This window comes from Staphylococcus kloosii, from assembly GCF_032139365.1.
Taxonomy (GTDB): Bacteria; Bacillota; Bacilli; order Staphylococcales; family Staphylococcaceae; genus Staphylococcus; species Staphylococcus kloosii_A.
The window spans coordinates 22,498-39,281 of sequence record NZ_JAVTDB010000020.1 but is presented as its reverse complement, the minus strand read 5'-3'; the positions used below and the strand labels follow the sequence as shown (position 1 = coordinate 39,281).

The 16,784-nt window shown below is 33.3% G+C and carries 17 protein-coding genes; 6 read left to right on the top strand and 11 right to left on the bottom strand.

The genetic code is table 11. From position 1 onward, the window contains the following. Positions 1-16: 16 nt before the first annotated feature. Together RPL90_RS02205 and RPL90_RS02200 are read left to right on the top strand one after the other, a co-directional pair. Positions 17-1,456, top strand: coding sequence for a PTS transporter subunit EIIC (locus tag RPL90_RS02205; RefSeq protein WP_313542213.1), 1,440 nt, complete (start codon positions 17-19; stop codon positions 1,454-1,456). Positions 1,457-1,458: 2 nt separating this feature from the next. Continuing rightward, positions 1,459-2,334: a MurR/RpiR family transcriptional regulator gene (locus RPL90_RS02200; RefSeq protein WP_313542210.1), complete on the top strand. Its 876-nt coding sequence runs from the start codon at positions 1,459-1,461 to the stop codon at positions 2,332-2,334. A gap of 107 nt (positions 2,335-2,441) precedes the next feature. Here RPL90_RS02200 and RPL90_RS02195 read toward each other — a convergent pair whose 3' ends face one another. Beyond that, complete coding sequence (locus RPL90_RS02195) at positions 2,442-3,830, bottom strand: amino acid permease (protein WP_313542207.1); 1,389 nt, start codon at positions 3,828-3,830, stop codon at positions 2,442-2,444. 292 nt (positions 3,831-4,122) lie between these two features. On the opposite strand from RPL90_RS02195, the gene RPL90_RS02190 reads away from it, so the two are divergent. Both RPL90_RS02190 and RPL90_RS02185 read left to right on the top strand, forming a co-directional pair. Continuing rightward, complete coding sequence (locus RPL90_RS02190) at positions 4,123-4,482, top strand: hypothetical protein (protein ID WP_313542204.1); 360 nt, start codon at positions 4,123-4,125, stop codon at positions 4,480-4,482. Beyond that, a complete protein-coding gene (locus RPL90_RS02185) occupies positions 4,479-4,664 on the top strand; it encodes a hypothetical protein (RefSeq protein WP_313542201.1) in 186 nt (61 codons plus the stop codon). Before RPL90_RS02190 ends, RPL90_RS02185 begins: the two co-directional genes overlap by 4 nt. 257 nt (positions 4,665-4,921) lie before the next feature. Here the strand turns inward: RPL90_RS02185 and RPL90_RS02180 are convergent, their stop codons facing one another. The 3 genes from RPL90_RS02180 to RPL90_RS02170 form a co-directional block, all read right to left on the bottom strand. After that, complete coding sequence (locus RPL90_RS02180; RefSeq protein ID WP_313542198.1) at positions 4,922-5,113, bottom strand: hypothetical protein; 192 nt, start codon at positions 5,111-5,113, stop codon at positions 4,922-4,924. Between the two features lie 20 nt (positions 5,114-5,133). Next, complete coding sequence (locus tag RPL90_RS02175) at positions 5,134-5,769, bottom strand: HAD-IA family hydrolase (RefSeq protein WP_313542195.1); 636 nt, start codon at positions 5,767-5,769, stop codon at positions 5,134-5,136. Between the two features lie 117 nt (positions 5,770-5,886). After that, positions 5,887-6,801 carry a bile acid:sodium symporter family protein gene (locus tag RPL90_RS02170; RefSeq protein ID WP_313542192.1) on the bottom strand — a complete coding sequence of 305 codons (915 nt, stop codon included), beginning with the start codon at positions 6,799-6,801 and terminating at the stop codon, positions 5,887-5,889. Between the two features lie 252 nt (positions 6,802-7,053). On the opposite strand from RPL90_RS02170, the gene RPL90_RS02165 reads away from it, so the two are divergent. After that, positions 7,054-7,590: a hypothetical protein gene (locus RPL90_RS02165; protein ID WP_313542189.1), complete on the top strand. Its 537-nt coding sequence runs from the start codon at positions 7,054-7,056 to the stop codon at positions 7,588-7,590. A 75-nt stretch (positions 7,591-7,665) separates the two neighbouring features. On the opposite strand, the gene RPL90_RS02160 is transcribed toward RPL90_RS02165, so the two are convergent. Beyond that, on the bottom strand, positions 7,666-9,258 hold the full coding sequence (locus RPL90_RS02160) for an alpha-glucoside-specific PTS transporter subunit IIBC (protein ID WP_313542186.1): 1,593 nt from the start codon (positions 9,256-9,258) through the stop codon (positions 7,666-7,668). Between the two features lie 194 nt (positions 9,259-9,452). Here RPL90_RS02160 and RPL90_RS02155 point away from each other — a divergent pair, with 194 nt between their 5' ends. Further along, the gene (locus RPL90_RS02155; protein ID WP_313542183.1) at positions 9,453-10,211 is read left to right on the top strand and encodes a MurR/RpiR family transcriptional regulator; all 759 of its coding nucleotides are present in this window, start codon (positions 9,453-9,455) and stop codon (positions 10,209-10,211) included. A 61-nt stretch (positions 10,212-10,272) separates the two neighbouring features. On the opposite strand, the gene RPL90_RS02150 is transcribed toward RPL90_RS02155, so the two are convergent. From RPL90_RS02150 to RPL90_RS02125, 6 genes are all read right to left on the bottom strand, one after another. After that, a complete protein-coding gene (locus tag RPL90_RS02150) occupies positions 10,273-10,785 on the bottom strand; it encodes an SRPBCC family protein (protein ID WP_313542180.1) in 513 nt (170 codons plus the stop codon). A 173-nt stretch (positions 10,786-10,958) separates the two neighbouring features. Further along, positions 10,959-12,272, bottom strand: coding sequence for a Na+/H+ antiporter NhaC family protein (locus RPL90_RS02145; protein WP_313542177.1), 1,314 nt, complete (start codon positions 12,270-12,272; stop codon positions 10,959-10,961). A 255-nt stretch (positions 12,273-12,527) separates the two neighbouring features. Continuing rightward, positions 12,528-13,139, bottom strand: coding sequence for a flavin reductase family protein (locus tag RPL90_RS02140; protein ID WP_313542174.1), 612 nt, complete (start codon positions 13,137-13,139; stop codon positions 12,528-12,530). 187 nt (positions 13,140-13,326) lie between these two features. Next, complete coding sequence (locus RPL90_RS02135) at positions 13,327-14,208, bottom strand: SDR family oxidoreductase (RefSeq protein WP_313542171.1); 882 nt, start codon at positions 14,206-14,208, stop codon at positions 13,327-13,329. Positions 14,209-14,285: 77 nt separating this feature from the next. Further along, positions 14,286-15,410, bottom strand: coding sequence for an amidohydrolase (locus RPL90_RS02130; RefSeq protein ID WP_313542168.1), 1,125 nt, complete (start codon positions 15,408-15,410; stop codon positions 14,286-14,288). After that, positions 15,410-16,585, bottom strand: a complete 1,176-nt coding sequence (locus RPL90_RS02125; protein WP_313542165.1) for a SulP family inorganic anion transporter — start codon at positions 16,583-16,585, stop codon at positions 15,410-15,412. The genes RPL90_RS02130 and RPL90_RS02125 overlap by 1 nt, the downstream gene beginning before the upstream one ends. Positions 16,586-16,784 lie beyond the last annotated feature (199 nt).

Below are 16,784 nucleotides of genomic sequence, written 5' to 3'. Positions count from 1 at the left end.
AAAGGTGGTTAGTCATATGTCAAAAGAACAAATTTTAGCTGATCAAATTATTTCCGCAGTCGGTGGTATGGATAATATAGATAATATAATTAATTGTATGACAAGAGTACGCATCAAAGTTATCGATGAAAGTGTCGTAGACTATGATACATTAAAGTCAATTGAAGGTGTGCTCGGCGTCGTTAACGACGATCGTGTGCAAGTAGTTGTTGGTCCAGGAACTGTTAATAAAGTTGCTAACCATATGGCAGAACAAAGTGGCGTAAAATTAGGTGATACTATCCCCCACCAGCAACAAACATATAGAGAAGCGGCAGAGTCTAAAGCTGCTCAAAACAAATCAGAATTTCAAAGTAAGCAAAAACGTGGTAAATTTAATAAATTATTAAAAATAATTGCTAATATTTTTATTCCTTTAATTCCTGCTTTTATCGGTGCCGGTTTAATTGGAGGAATTGGTGCAGTATTAAGCAACTTAATGCAGGGTGGTCAAATATCCGGAGAATGGGTTACACAACTTGTAACTGTCTTTAACGTGATTAAAGACGGTATGTTGGCTTATTTAGCCATCTTTACAGGTATTAACGCAGCGAAAGAATTCGGTGCAACACCTGGATTAGGCGGCGTTATTGGTGGTACTACATTGTTAACTGGTTTAACTGATAAAAATGCAATTACCAATATATTTACTGGTGAACATTTACAAGCAGGCCAAGGGGGTATTATTGGTGTAATTTTTGCAGTTTGGTTACTTAGTTTAGTTGAAAAAAGATTACATAAAATTGTACCCAACGCTATAGACATCATTATTACGCCGACTTTAACACTGTTAGTCATTGGTTTGATGACTATATTTATCATAATGCCTTTAGCAGGATTTGTATCAACAGGACTTGTTTCAGTTATAAACTGGGTGATTGGTATCGGTGGTATCTTTAGTGGCTTTATTATAGGCGCTTTTTTCTTACCATTGGTTATGTTAGGATTGCATCATATATTTACCCCTATTCATATCGAAATGATAAACCAAACAGGAGCAACTTATTTATTACCCATAGCAGCAATGGCAGGTGCTGGCCAAGTTGGTGCGGCTATTGCGTTATGGTTTAGATGTCGTAACAATAAAACATTACGTGATACAATTAAAGGTGCGTTACCTATAGGTTTCTTAGGTATCGGCGAACCACTTATTTACGGTGTCACTTTACCTTTAGGCAGACCATTCTTTACAGCTTGTATCGGTGGTGGCATTGGAGGTGCAGTGGTCGGCGGTATCGGACATATAGGCGCTACTGCAATTGGACCTAGTGGTATATCACTTTTACCATTAATATCTGACCATATGTATTTAGGTTACATTGCAGGACTACTCGCAGCATATATAGGTGGCTTTGTATTCACTTATTTTTTTGGTACAAATAAAGCTATGCGAGAATCTGATCATTTAGGTGATTAACTATGAAAAATGTACTTCATCAAATAGAGAGTAAATATCAAGATTTCACAAAAAGTGAAAAGAAAATTGCTGATTTTATATTAAAGTGTCCGCACCTTATTATAAAAATGTCAGTGCAAGATTTAGCCAAAGAAATAAATACGAGTACCGCTTCAATCGTTCGTTTCAGCAAAAAGATTACGGATCAAGGTTTTCAAGAATTAAAAATTTACGTATCCCGCTATTTACCATCGGATACGACGAAAAATAATTACATGGAAATTATTAATAACGAAGCAGTCGATACGTTAAAGAGTAAGATGTTAACACGTGCCACGGACACAATGACATATACAGCTCAACAAATCGACAATGATACTATTGATGATGTATGTAATGTATTAAAACAGTCACGTACGATTTTTCTTTTTGGTTATGGTGCTTCTTCAGTTATCGTGAATGATTTATTTCAAAAGTTATCTAGAATTGGTTTGAATGTTCGTTTGATGGAAGAAACACATTTATTTATGACTACACTAGCAACACATGACGCAAATGATTGTATTATTTTCGTGACGAATCAAGGTCATCATAGTGAAATGCAATCTATGGCTAAGGTAGCAAACGACTATCAAATACCTATCGTTACAATAACGAGCACACATTCTAACCCTATAGCTAATATGTCGAACCATACAATTGTTTATGGTTCAACGGATGAAAATGAATTACGTATGGCAGCTACCACTTCATTGTTTGCACAACTTTTTACTGTTGATGTATTATATTATCGTTATATATCACTACATTATCGTGAAGCGTTAGACTCTATTACGCAATCCAAAATGGCTTTAGATAATTATCATAAACATTTATCAAATATTAAATTTAAGCATTAATAAAACACTTCATAGTGAAGCCTTGTCTAGGCTACTATGAAGTGTTTTTTACATTAAACTAAGGACCTATTCAAACTGAATTGAACATGTCCTTATAATCAAATATATTAAATTTGATCTTTTTTATTTAATTTATGATAACCTTTTGCGAAATAGAAAATTGTCATAAATGCTAAGAATACAATACCGATAACTACGGATACTACAGTTTCTTTATTAAATAACATACCAATAAGTACTAATAAAAAGAATAAAATAGTCACATAGCTAGCAAATTTACCACCTGGCATTGTGAATGGGTGTCCTTCTGCTTTTTCAGGATATAATTTTCTAAATCTTAAATGACTAATTAATATCATAAACCATGGCACCATACCAGGTAAGATTGATGCACTATATACATATACGAAGACACTATCTGCCCCTTTAATAAATAAAGGTAGGATTACGTTTAATAAGGCACCAATTAAAATACCAATCGCAATCGCAATTACTGTATATGCTGGCACACCATTTTTCATTACTTTTAAGAATACTTTAGGCATTTGCCCTTTTTGAGCTAAAGTGAAAGTCATTCTACTTGCACTAAAAATACCTGAGTTACAACCAGACATAGCAGCTGTTAATACTACAAAGTTGATTAATCCTGCAGCGAATGTAATGCCTACTTTAGCAAATGTAGCTGTAAATGGACTACCGATATTACCAAGTTCATCCCAAGGATAAACAGTAACAATAACGAAAATTGCACCTAAGTAGAAAATTAAAATACGCCAAATAATACCATTAACTGCACTTTTTATATTTTTTTGAGGATCTTTTGTTTCACCGGCAGATATACCGATGAGTTCAACCCCTTGATATGATCCAATAACAATTGATAATGCAAAGAAGAAGCCTAACCAACCATTGGGCATGAAGCCACCGTTTGACCATAAATTAGATAAACCAATTGCATGACCACCATTGCCGAAGCCAAAGAATATTAAACCTAAACCTGCGACAATCATCAAAATAATTGTTATTACTTTGATCATAGCAAACCAGAATTCAAATTCACCAAATGCTTTTACAGAAACTAAATTAGCTCCTAATAATAATAAAACAACGATAACACCTGGGATCCATTGAGGTAAATTCGGAAACCAAAAATTCATATACTCACCGACGGCTATAACCTCACTCATACCGACGACAATCCACTGGAATATATTACTCCATGCTGTTAAGTAACCAGCAACTGGATGTATGTAATCACTTGCAAAGTTAGCAAACGAGCCTGTTGTTGGATATAGATAAACCATCTCACCCATCGCTCTCATTACTAAGAATAAAAATAAACCTGCAATTAAATAAGCAAATATAACTGAAGGTCCAGTCCATTTAATCGTACTCGTTGCCCCCATAAATAATCCGACACCGATAGTACCGCCAAGTGCAATCATTCTAATTTGACGAGCACTCAGCCCCCTATGTAATTCTGTTTCATCATTCATTTAATTCTAACCCCATCTCTCTCTTGAAAATAAACGAACATTTAAATGTTATATCTGGTTATTATACTATAAATTTTTCATAAAAAACACAGTTTTCAAAATGTAAGGGCTTTCAAAACCCCTTATATATTCTATGATACTTTCATTAAAATTGCAAAAGGTATTTTTCTTTTTAGTTAAAATTATTATGTTGTCAAAAAATCAAATCCTTTATGGCACTATTGTTTTCTCGTTATAATAAAATAATGCAATATGCTATAATTTTCTCTATATTTACAAAAAGGAGTTCACTATGAACAAAAATTTATTCAGTCGTACCATTACTATTACTATTATTTTTGGCATCTTGTTTTTTATACTAAATTACTTCGGTCAACATGATAGAGATATTCCTGATTTAGTAGGTAAATCTATTTTAGCTGCAGTCGTTTTAGGTGTGCTATATTTCACTTTATTTGCGATGATGCACACGCCTGAACTTAAATTTAAATTTGGAACGACTATTCCGATTGCAATGCTTATTTGTGTAATTATTGGTGGTATTTTATCCGCTTTAAAAATAGCGATTATTGCAGGTCTTGTTTTAGGTGTTATCGCTGGTTATATATGGGTTTATATCGATAAACTCAAACAAGGAGGTGGCCCTAAATGACTATCTTCTTAGGTATAGTAATAATTATTTTATTATTAGTGAGTTTAATACCAAACATGCGCGCTGCAAAAAAAAGCAAACTTGCCGGTCAAAAAAGCACGCGTTTCAAAATGATGATAGGTGTTGACGCCCTTTTGCTTGTATTAGTCATAGCAACATTAATTTTTCAATTTCTAAAATAGTTAACATCTCTAAAAGCGTTTGGGACATATATATTAGAAAAATAGCACTCAGATGAATTGCATTTAATTCATCGAAGTGCTTCTTTTTTATTCAATACTTTGTGTTTTTGGTCTCTTTCTTAGAGTCATGCGTCTCACTAAAATATCTCATATTCATATATGATTTTACATTAAACTACTAAAAAATAAGACGCGCACGTATAATTTAATAAACATTACTAAATTAAAGTGGTGCCTAAAACAATCTCTTGTTAAATTTAAAATTTACTAGATAAGAAAAAATGATAAAGTAGTCCGGCGCAAATCAAATAAATGATTGTACTTACTATAAATGACCTTACTTGAATGCTAAAAGGTATCTTCTTATTAAAAATGGGTCCAAGTATAAGGTTACCAATAGCTAAAATAATAGGACCTGCTAAAAAGAATAATATTAAATTTACAGTCATATTAAGCACCCTTCTTTACGTTATACTGCAAAATAGTTAGCAATAATGTTTGCAGTACTCATATCTTTATTTAAATAAGCCACATTTGCAAAATCTTGATTTTCAGTCATTTTATTTGTATTAACTATCACATCAAGACCTGCAGTGATTGCTGCCGTCGCACCATTCACAGAATCTTCTAATGCCAGACAATTAACTGGGTTATAATTTAAAGCTTGTACAGCTGTTAAATATAATTCTGGGTTAGGTTTTACTTCTTTGACGTCTTCTCTACCTACGACTACATCAATATAATTTTCTAGCGCTAATTGTTGAAATGCAGGCTCGATAGAAGATCTATAACTACTTGTTGCTATTGCCATAGGAATATGGCGTTGTTTTAAATATTGCATTAATTTTTTTATCTCTACAAATATTGGTAAATCTTTGCTCGTATTATGATGCTCAATATAGATTGCTTCTTTTTGTTCTTTACCTAGTTTATCCTCTAAATATTCGTGTAAATCATTGGCAGCGCCACCAATTGAGCCTGTATAAAAATCTAACGATAAAGGTTCATGATTATGCTTGATTAAATGTTTGTTTATGATGTCATATAAATGTTGTTCAGTATCTATAATTGTCCCGTCAAAATCGAATACTACCGCTTTATACAATTTTTATCCCCCATAACCTGTGTCTACTATATTTTATTACTACACAGTTTATCACATAATATTTTTATAAGACATAAAGAAACTGAGATACGCTGACGTCCCTCAGTTTCTATGTTGTCACCTTTTGGACCAGTATCTAGCAAGAATAGGTCCTGTAATATTGTGCACTAAGCTAAACACAGCTCCAGGAACAGCTGCTAAAGGGTTGAAATGCACGGTTGCCAAGGAAACAGCTAAACCTGAATTTTGCATACCCACTTCAATAGAAACAGCTTTTTTATCGGCTCTTTCTAATTTTAATAATTTAGCTAAGACATAACCTAAAGTGTAACCAACAATATTATGTAGAATAACAACCGCGAATATTAACAAACCTGTTTGTAAAATTTGAGATTTGCTACCACCTACAACAGAGGCTAGAATCAATGAAATAGCAATGACAGATACTATAGGTAGCGCCGTAGCAGATTTAGCGGCAAAGTTTTTAAACACTTTTTGTAAAATAAAACCAATGATAATTGGAATTAGCACCACTTGGACTACTGACCATAACATACTCCCAAAAGAAACTTTTAACCATTGGTTCGCAAATAAGAAAATTAGCGCTGGTGTAACGATTGGCGCAAGCAACGTAGAAACACTTGTAATTGCGACAGAAAGCGCTACGTTAGCGTTTGCTAAGTAACTCATCACGTTACTAGACGTACCACCCGGACAACATCCTACTAAAATAACCCCAATTGCAATTTCAGGTGGCAATTGAAAAACTTTAGCGATAACGAAAGCCGTAACTGGCATAATTGTAAACTGTAAAATAACCCCAATAATAACTGAACGTGGTGCTTGAAACACTATTTTGAAATCTTTCGGATCAATCGTTAAACCCATTCCGATCATCACAATACCTAATAAATAGGGTACATATTTACTTATCTGAGCCAATTCAGTTGGAAAAACAAACCCAATAATAGCTGCGACTAACATCCAAAACAAGAATGTGTTTGTTGCAAATCTGCTTACTTTTGTTAACATCTTTAAACACTTCCCTTAATTATGTAATACAGAAAAATGTATCACACTTTCGTAATGACCTCAATATATTTTCAGAAAATTCTAAAGAATTACTTAATTAATTTTTTATTTCTTAAAATACTAACGGTTCATCCCAAAGACCTAGTGCTATTACAAAAAAAGAGTGGTACAATTTAATAGAATTAGAACAAGCCTAACATTACCAACGTCAATGTACTGCTAAAATTTATTATATAGAATGGGAGGACTCAGATGTTTATTGATAAAACAGAAACGTTTATTTTAAATATTGATGGTTTAAATAAACGAAAAAACCGTAAACAACTCTTAAAATTATGTCGTCAAATTAACTTTTGTAGTGATTTAAACTATACAATTGCAAAGTATAAACATATTTATGCTTTAGAAACTACACTACCGAAACAACAATTACCTTTCTTATTAAGTTTTTTAAGTTTTAATAATTATACTATTTATCAAGTAGTTAAATCTTCGAAAGTTAGCACACTCATTGATTCAGAACAATTACCTAGAGCATCTAAACGTTTTGAAATTCACATAGACGGTTTAAGCGATGCATTTATTAAAGATAAAATCATCGACATCATGAATATGCTATCTACATCTGAGTCTATCGTATATACTATGTCTAGAAACACACTAAATGTTAACTGCTCTGTAGCAACATTTGGCCAACTCATCTTCCAATTAGCAACAAAAAATGTCGATATACTTAATGCAGTATATTGCCCTAAAGTCGCTAGTATTCGTAAAGAGCGTATATCTTAATTACGGTCATTATTGAAATAATATAATAAAGCATGCATAAGACGTAATCAGCTTATGCATGCTTTTTAATATTATTCAATTAATACTTTCTTTACTATTTAATATTTCTTCAAATGCTTCTCTGACTTGTGGCACTGACATTCCAACGATAACTTGTACATTCTTACCACTTTTAACTAATCCATGAGCTTGTTGATTGTGAATAAAGTAATCATTACCTTCAACCTTTTCAGGATCATTAACAGTTAATCGTAATCTTGTTGCACAATTTGTCACGTCTTTAATATTTTCAGCTCCACCTAAACCTTCTAAGTAGTAGACAGCTTTATCTTCATATTCGTTACCGCTAGAAGTAGTAGCCGCTTCACCTTTACTTTCTTTATAGTCATTTTTACTATAAAGCTTCACATTTTCTTCTTCCTTTTTACGTCCAGGTAAAGGTATATCAAATTTCAAAATTAAAAATCTGAATACTACAAAATAAATACCAGTAAATATTACACCAATAATAATTTGGATTATGTATGTCATCCAATGGTTTTGTCCTAGCGGTATCCAGTTAGTGGCAAAGAAGTCGATTAGCCCTCCGCCAAAGTTACCTACTAGTCCAAATCCATACATTACAGTATCCATTGTTGCAGATAAGATCGCATGTATTACAAATAGATATGGTGCAATAAATAGGAACGTAAACTCTAATGGTTCAGTAATACCTACGACTACTGCAGTTAATGTTGCTGGTATTAATAATGCTGCAACCTTTTTCTTATTTTCTTTAGGCGTAGTAGAATACATCGCCAATGCTATCCCGATAGCACCAAATACTTTACCATTCCCTTGTAACATAAAGCCATAATGGAATTGTTCTTTTAACGGTTTAGTACTTTTAGCAAATTCATTTACATGTTTGAACCATTCAGCTTTTAAGCCATCATTGACTACTACTGGTCCAACTTCAACTGGTGCATAAATGAAGTGATGTAAACCTGTAGGTATAAGTACTCTTTCTAAGAAGTGATATAGCCAAACTCCTATATAACCAGATCCTATAATGAAACCTTGTAGTGACGAAATCGCATCTTGCACTGTTGGCCATACAATACATGTAATTAGCGCAATAGGTAACATTACAAAGAAAGAAATCGTTACAACAAAAGTCAATCCTTGGAAAATGCCTAACATCTCAGGTAATTTTTTACTGTAATATTTATTATGTATCCAAGTTACTATACTAGAAATAATGATAGCACCTAAAATATTAGTGTCCAATGTATCAATACCGGCAATAGCTTTTAATCCTGTAACATTTTCTACACCTTTATTAAAGTTAGCCCCGAAAGTATGTGGCCATTGCGTTAATATGGCATTAATAAACGTATTGAACATTAAATATCCCATTAATGCTGCTAATGTCGCATGTCCCGATGCTTTTTTAGCGAGAGAAATGGGTAATCCTACCACAAAAACGATTTCCATATGATTGAAAATGGTCCAACCACCAGATTCAACTACTGTCCAAACTTTAGTCCAAGCCGTACCACTATCCGCAATACTTCCCATTATAGCTGGATTTTTAAATAAAGTCGCAAATCCTAAAACTATACCGAAGAAAGCAAACATAAGTACAGGTACAATCATAGCACTACCAAAACGTTTAATTGCATTCATATAGACACCCCAATACTTTTTATAAAAATTGATTGTATAATGCTTTACAGCTATTTTTTCAATTTTTTACTTAATCATATGTTATAGTAAACGCTTACATTTAAACAACAGTTTGACGTTATTTTGAAATGTTTTGTATAATCAGATTATATTTTCAAAAACCGAAAATGTTTTCAAGTAAATGAGGTGCTAACTTGTTTTTAGATGAACGGCTAAATAAAAATTTCGATAAGCTTAACGATAATGATTTACATATTGCCCAATTTATTAATACACATATTCACGCATGTAAATCGATGAAAATTCAAGAACTTGCCGCACAAACACATGCTTCTAATGCATCTATACATCGATTTACTAAAAAATTAGGCTTCGATGGTTATAGCGATTTTAAATCATACATAAAGTTTGAAACTGAACAAGTGAAACAATTACCTTCAGATTCAATCGAAGGATTTCAACAAGAAATTAAAAATACATTCGCCTATTTAGAACGTATTGACTATAAGCTCATTACGGACAAATTATTAGAAGCAGAGACAATTTATCTTTACGGCACGGGATTAGCGCAATTAAATGTCGCTCAAGAAGCACAACGTGTATTATTAACAATACACAAAAATATTATCGTTCTACACGATGTACATGAATTAAAAATGATATTAAACAAGTCGACGCCTCAAGATTTATTCTTCATTATTTCTTTATCTGGAGAATCTTATCAAATACCGGAAATCACAAACGCGCTACAACTTAAACAACAATATTTTATTTCAGTAACGACATTAAAGGACAACAACTTAGCTCAAAAAGCTAATTATAATGTTTATGTTTCTAGTAATACATTTTATCTACATGATGGCACTGATTATTCAAGTTTCATTAGTTATCATATCTTTTTCGAAACTGTTGTAAGAAAGTTTAATGAACGTATCGAATTTGGCACGCTTTAATTTAAAATTAGCAATTAAAAAAGCTAGGATGGGCAATTGCTTCATCCTAGCTTTTAATTATTTAATTTGAACCATTTTCACGTTCATCTGCTACAACTTGTTGTAATTTATCGAACATCATTTCAAAACCATGTGCAGTTGAATCATGATATTCTTTTTTCTTTTGCTTATATTCTAAATTTGAAAGTCTTCTTTCTTTAGGTACTACCGCATTATAATTAAAAATCATCTGTGTAATACCGGCTTCTCTTTCAAAAATTTCAACATTAATCTTATCTTCCGCTTCGCTAATTTCAGGCATGCCTATCGTCATTTCTATATATTCGTTTTCTTCTAATGACTCAAATCGGCCTTGCACTTTATTCTCTTTTCCTTTACGTATATCTATAATTTCATAAGAACCTTGTTCTTGAGCATCAATTTTAATAAGTTGATTTGTTCTTTCTGAAGTCATAAACCAACGTTTAAGTAATCTTTCATCCGTCCATGCACGATATAAAAGCTCGGGAGAAGATTTAAATAACCTTTCTAGGTTCACATTAACGTTATCGTTTTCTATATTATATTTGGCCATATTCGTCACCTACTTTCCCTCTTGTATTTATATTAACTTATTATTTAACTATGCTAAACAATTATTGCTTTAATTAGATAAAAAATACCGTCTAACAACTTTACTGGAAATTTTTCTCTCACGTCAATATTACGTATAAATAATTATATAATCATTAGTCAGTTTTAGCTGTATTAATATGCTGTATTTTGTTTTTTCTTTTTATTTAAATTAGGTAGTTTAAAGAATATCGCTATTAAACCACAAATCCCTAATAAAATTGGATAAAAACTATAGCCCATTAGTTCTATTGGTGATATTTTTGCTACACTAGCAGCTGCAATTAATTGAGGACTGTATGGTACGAATCCTTGGAAACAACTCGCAAATATATCTAATATACTAGCTGACTTTCTTGGATCGACATCAAATTCATCTGAAATATTTTTAGCAAGCGTTCCGGCCATAAGAATAGATATTGTATTATTAGCCGTAGAAATGTCTGCAACACTTACTAAGCTGGCAATACCAAATTCGGCCCCTCTCTTAGATTTAACTTTGCTTCTGATAAAATTCAGTAGCCATGCAATACCACCGTAATATTCAATCAGTGCCACTAGCCCCCCAATTAATAAAGCAATCATAGCAATGTCTTCCATACCCATTATACCTTTAGATATTGATTTCAATAGGTGAACCCAATTAAATGAACCGTCAATCAAGCCGATTATCGCTGATAATACAGTACCACCAATTAGTACAAGTATGACATTGATACCAATAAGGGCTAAAATTAACACTACTAAGTAAGGAATGACTTTTATGATATTAAAATCATAATTTTTCGTGCTATCAATATGTGTGCCATGCGTCATAAACCATAATACAATAATTGTTAAAATCGCACCCGGTAAGACAATTTTGAAATTAACTTTAAACTTATCACTCATCTTAGTCTTTTGAGTACGAACGGCAGCAATCGTTGTATCAGAAATCATTGATAGATTGTCGCCAAACATAGCACCACCAACTACAGTGGCCATCGTTAGTGCAGCAGAAACATCTGTTGCTTGACTTAAACCAAAGCCAACTGGTGCAATTGCTGCAACTGTCCCTACAGAAGTACCCATAGAAATAGAAACGAACATACAAATAATAAACAATCCGACTATCAATAAGTTTTGTGGTATTAACGTCAATCCTAGATTAACAGTTGATTGGACGCCTCCCATATCTTCAGTAGTTTGAGAGAAAGCGCCAGCCAAAATAAAGATAATCATCATTAATACAATATTTGAGTGACCGGCACCTTTAGTAAATACTTCCACTTTTTTCGCAAACGTTTCTTTACGATATAACAATAATCCATATACCGAGGCAATCACTATAGCAACGTTTAGTGGCATCGTAGTAAAATCACCCGAAATGATACCTATACCTAAAAACAGTAAGACGAATAATAACAATGGCGATAATGCCCATAAACTACCTTTTTGTGTCTCTTTCATATCCAACCTACTCCCTTAAAAATAAAAAACTCTTTTCTTAATTATGAAGAAAAGAGTGTCTAGTTAGTCATATTTACTTATATCATGCTATTACAATATGAACCGCATTTAAATAGTTGTAAAATCATATTACAAGCATTTGCGTGTTTTGCATTTATAAGTAAATTAAATAAATTCGTGTATACGTTACACTATTTATACTTATAAGTCAAATTGACATAAAAAATAAATGGTTTGCAAATATAGCATTTCTTTTTATTCAGTTGGACGTTCAAGCGTAAATTTGTCTCCAAGACGTGTATAATCACTACCAGATAACCTAGCAATGGGTTGTAGAGCCTCTGCAATTATTTTACTATCTTCAAAATAAACTTGATCATCTATGTGGAACATGACGACTTCGCCAATTATTAAATCTGACCCTTCAAGTTCATCTCCTAACTGAATAAGACGCTCAAGTTTACATTCCATACGTACCTTAGCATGTTTTACGCTTGGTGTATCAACAACTATAGAGTCTATCAACTCCATTTGAGTACGCTCAATCTCACTTTCCTCTCGTTCCATAGGTGCCGCTGTAATATTCACGTCTTCAACATTATCACTATCAGTAATATGCACTACAAAGTTTTCTGTTTCTTCTATATTTAATGAAGTATCTTTACGCTTTCCATTATTTCTACCCGTTGAAATCATAATCATCGGAGGTGCACTATTAACGACATTAAAAAAACTAAACGGTGCAGCATTTATATTCCCCGAATTATCTTTCGTCGTTACAAAAGCGATTGGACGCGGTATGACACTACCACTTAATAATTTATAATTTTGTTGTTTTGATAAATCTTGTGGATTTAATTGTTTCATAATAACACTCCTACACATAAGCCAAGCATTGAAAATACGCAAAATATTAGCGCATTTTCAATGCTGTTAGCCACTGCTTATTCTTAATGGGGTTATGACATTCTGTTACTTTATTCAAGACCTTAATTGTTTGACAAAAATATTGATGATTTCGTCAACTACCTTTAACAGACAAAGTAATGTTGAATTAATCTAACTGCGTACCACCAGTAACACCGTACACTTGGCCAGTGGTATAACTAGATTCTTCAGCTGCTAAATGTACGTATGTCCCCGCAAGTTCTACCGGTTGTCCAGCTCTGCCTAACACTTCTTTTTGACCAAAGTGAGGTATTTTTTCTTGAGGTTGACCACCAGAAATTTGCAATGGTGACCAGAATGGCCCTGGTGCGACACAGTTAACTCTAATACCTTGGCCACCTAGTTCTTCTGACAAGCTTTTAGTTAAAGAAATAATCGCTGCTTTAGAAGCTGCATAATCGTGTAAAATTGGGCTAGGATTATAACCTTGAACTGATGATGTGGTTGTAATCGTTGCGCCTGGTTTTAAATAATCTACCGCTTTTTGAACCAACCAAAATATTGGGTATACGTTAGTTTCAAAAGTTTCAGTAAATGAAGGTGTGTCAAAACCTTTAATATTGTCGCGGTATTGTTGGTGCCCAGCAACGATTGTTACATTATCTAAGCCACCTAATTGTTTTTGGGCTTGTTCGATTAAATCATAATTAAATTGCTCATTTCTTAAATCACCTGGAATCAAGACAGCTTTTCTGCCAGCTTGTTCAATGACTTGTTTAACTTGTTGCGCATCTTCTTCTTCAGCTGGCAAATAGTTTATAGCTACATCCGCGCCCTCTTTCGCATAAGCGATAGCCGCAGCACGACCTATAGCTGAATCGCCACCAGTTACTAACATTTTGTAATCTAATAATCTATTATGACCTGTATATGATGTTTCTCCGCAATCGGGTTGAGGATTTAATTCGCTCTGTAACCCTGGGATAGGTTGCTCTTGCTTTGGAAAATCTGCATTTGAATATTTACTTCTAGGATCTATATTTGGCATAATCAAAACTCCTTTAATTCAAGTTATGCTAATAAATACCCAAGAAGCACCATTAGTTACACATTAATAATTATAAATTATGACGCATCAAATAATCTATTAACAAAAGTAACAAAATAATCTGGCACTGTTTCTAAAATACGCTCGTCTGGATCGAATTTAGGATGATGTAAGTCATATTCACTATTTGAACCAATAAAAGCAAACACACTAGGATAATGCGTTGAATAGCCAGAGAAATCTTCACCAATCGTCAATGGTTCATCCATGATTGAGACGTCATAACCAACTTCTTTAGCGACTTCAACTGCGTCGTTTGTTAGTTTTGTGTCATTATTTACGGCTGCGGTAACGTGGTGATATAATGTTTCAATTTCTAAATCAAATGCTTGTGCTAAACCATCACCAATTTGCTTCATTCTATCTTCAATTTTCTGACGCACTGATTGATCAAATGAACGTACTGTCCCTTGCACGTATGCCTCATCGGCGATTACATTCCAAGTATTACCTGAAGAAACTTCTCCGATAGTTAAAACTGCATTATCAAAAGCCGATATATTTCGACTTACTATTGACTGTAAACTATTAATAAGTTGACCGAGCACTATGACGGTATCATTACCTTGTTCTGGTTTTGCCGCATGTGCACCTTTACCTTTAATCTTAAATTCAAAACGGTCAACAGATGATGTGACTGGTCCAGATTTAACCATAAATTCACCTATATTTAACGTTGGGAAATTATGATATCCTAACACTGCTTTAACACCTTCCAAGGCGCCAGTATCCACAAGATTTAACGCGCCAAAACCAATTTCTTCTGCGGGTTGAAATAATAATCTAACTCTCCCCTTTAAATCGGCTTCATTTGCTTTAAGTTTAGTCGCCACAGCTAAAATACTTGCCATATGCATATCATGACCACATGCGTGCATTGCACCTTCATTTGTTGATTTAAAAGCATGATCAACTTGTTCAGTGATTGGCAATGCATCGATATCAGTTCTCACTGCTACAAATTCATCACCTTGACCTACCTCTGCGATTAATCCTGTCTCTAACGGTAGATCAAGCACTTTAATATCATAAGCAGTTAAAATTTCTTTAAGTTTCTTTGTAGTTTCATATTCATTTTTAGACACTTCGGGATATTGATGAAAATGTCTTCTCCATTGTACGTAATCGTCAAAATTAGGCATTACGTATCACTCCTTTTATTTTTAAATATATTATTCAAAGTATAGTAAAATATAGTGCCAAATAAAACACCGTAAGCAAGATTATTGCTTGCTAGTATAATAATCATTGTTACTATGATGACAGTTCCATTTTTAAAAGGTGCCGCTTCGATATATGATTTCGTTCTTCTGTCAAAAGTAGTTAATGAAATAGTTATAAGTACCGTTGCTAATACTGCCATTGGAATCTTGCCAATAATATTACTAAAAGCAAATAGGCTGATAAATAAAAAAACACCTGCCACACATGTTGTTATTCTTGAAGTTACACCCATAGACACGATAAATCGAGACTGGCCGACTAAGGCGCTCCCTCCAATACCACTTAGTGAGCTGGTAATTATTGTTGCGATACCTTGCCCAATGGATTCTTTATTTTTATTACTAGTAGAATGTGTGAGCTCGTCTATTAAACGTGCAGTAAGTGTAGTTTGAACTGTAGCAACTATTGCCATCATTAATCCATAAAAAAGAATTACTCCTACGCTATGTAAAGTTAAAATATCCAATGGAAGATATAGTTTAGGTAGCATTATATGTACGGTTGATAAGTCTGCTACGTATTTAATATTTGGCTTAAAATACCAAGCACATAAAGTTAAGACAATGATTGCTACTAAAGATGACGGTATTATTCTAGTGAATTTAGGTACAAGCCAAATAATGATTAATGAAATTATAACAACCACATAGGTCATGCTTGAAATATGAAAAATGTTTGATAATTGAGAGGTAAATAACAATATACCTAATGCGTTCATAAATCCAATTACGACTGTATTAGGAATTAAATCTAGTACTTTATTTAAATGACAGAGGCCAAAAATAATTTGAATAATCCCCATTGCAAGGGTGGCTAATATTAAATATTTCACACCATGATGAGCTACGATTGGTGCTGCAACTAATGACACACCACTGCTAGGCGCAGTTACCATTATTGTTCGACTTCCCGTAATACTAATGACAAGCATTATCATACTAGTACTTAATAGCCCCATCGACGGACTAACCCCAGCAATAAAAGAAAATGCGATAGCCCCGGGAAGAAGTGCTAATGCTAAAAGGACACCTATGATAATATCATTACTATAATATTTTGCTTGCCACTGTCTTAAGTAATCAAGACTAATCATAAGTGTTCCCCCTTAAATATCCCCATTAGGTCTATCGTATCATAATTTTCTGAATTTTTGAGACAACTAAAATCTATTAAGCAAAATAGGGGTCAGGACAAAAATCTAATTTTTATTATTAACTTTTGCAGTCCCACCCGGCAAAGATGACTAGCGTTGAAAGCAGCTTGATATAAGCGCGATTTCAATCCAGTCATCG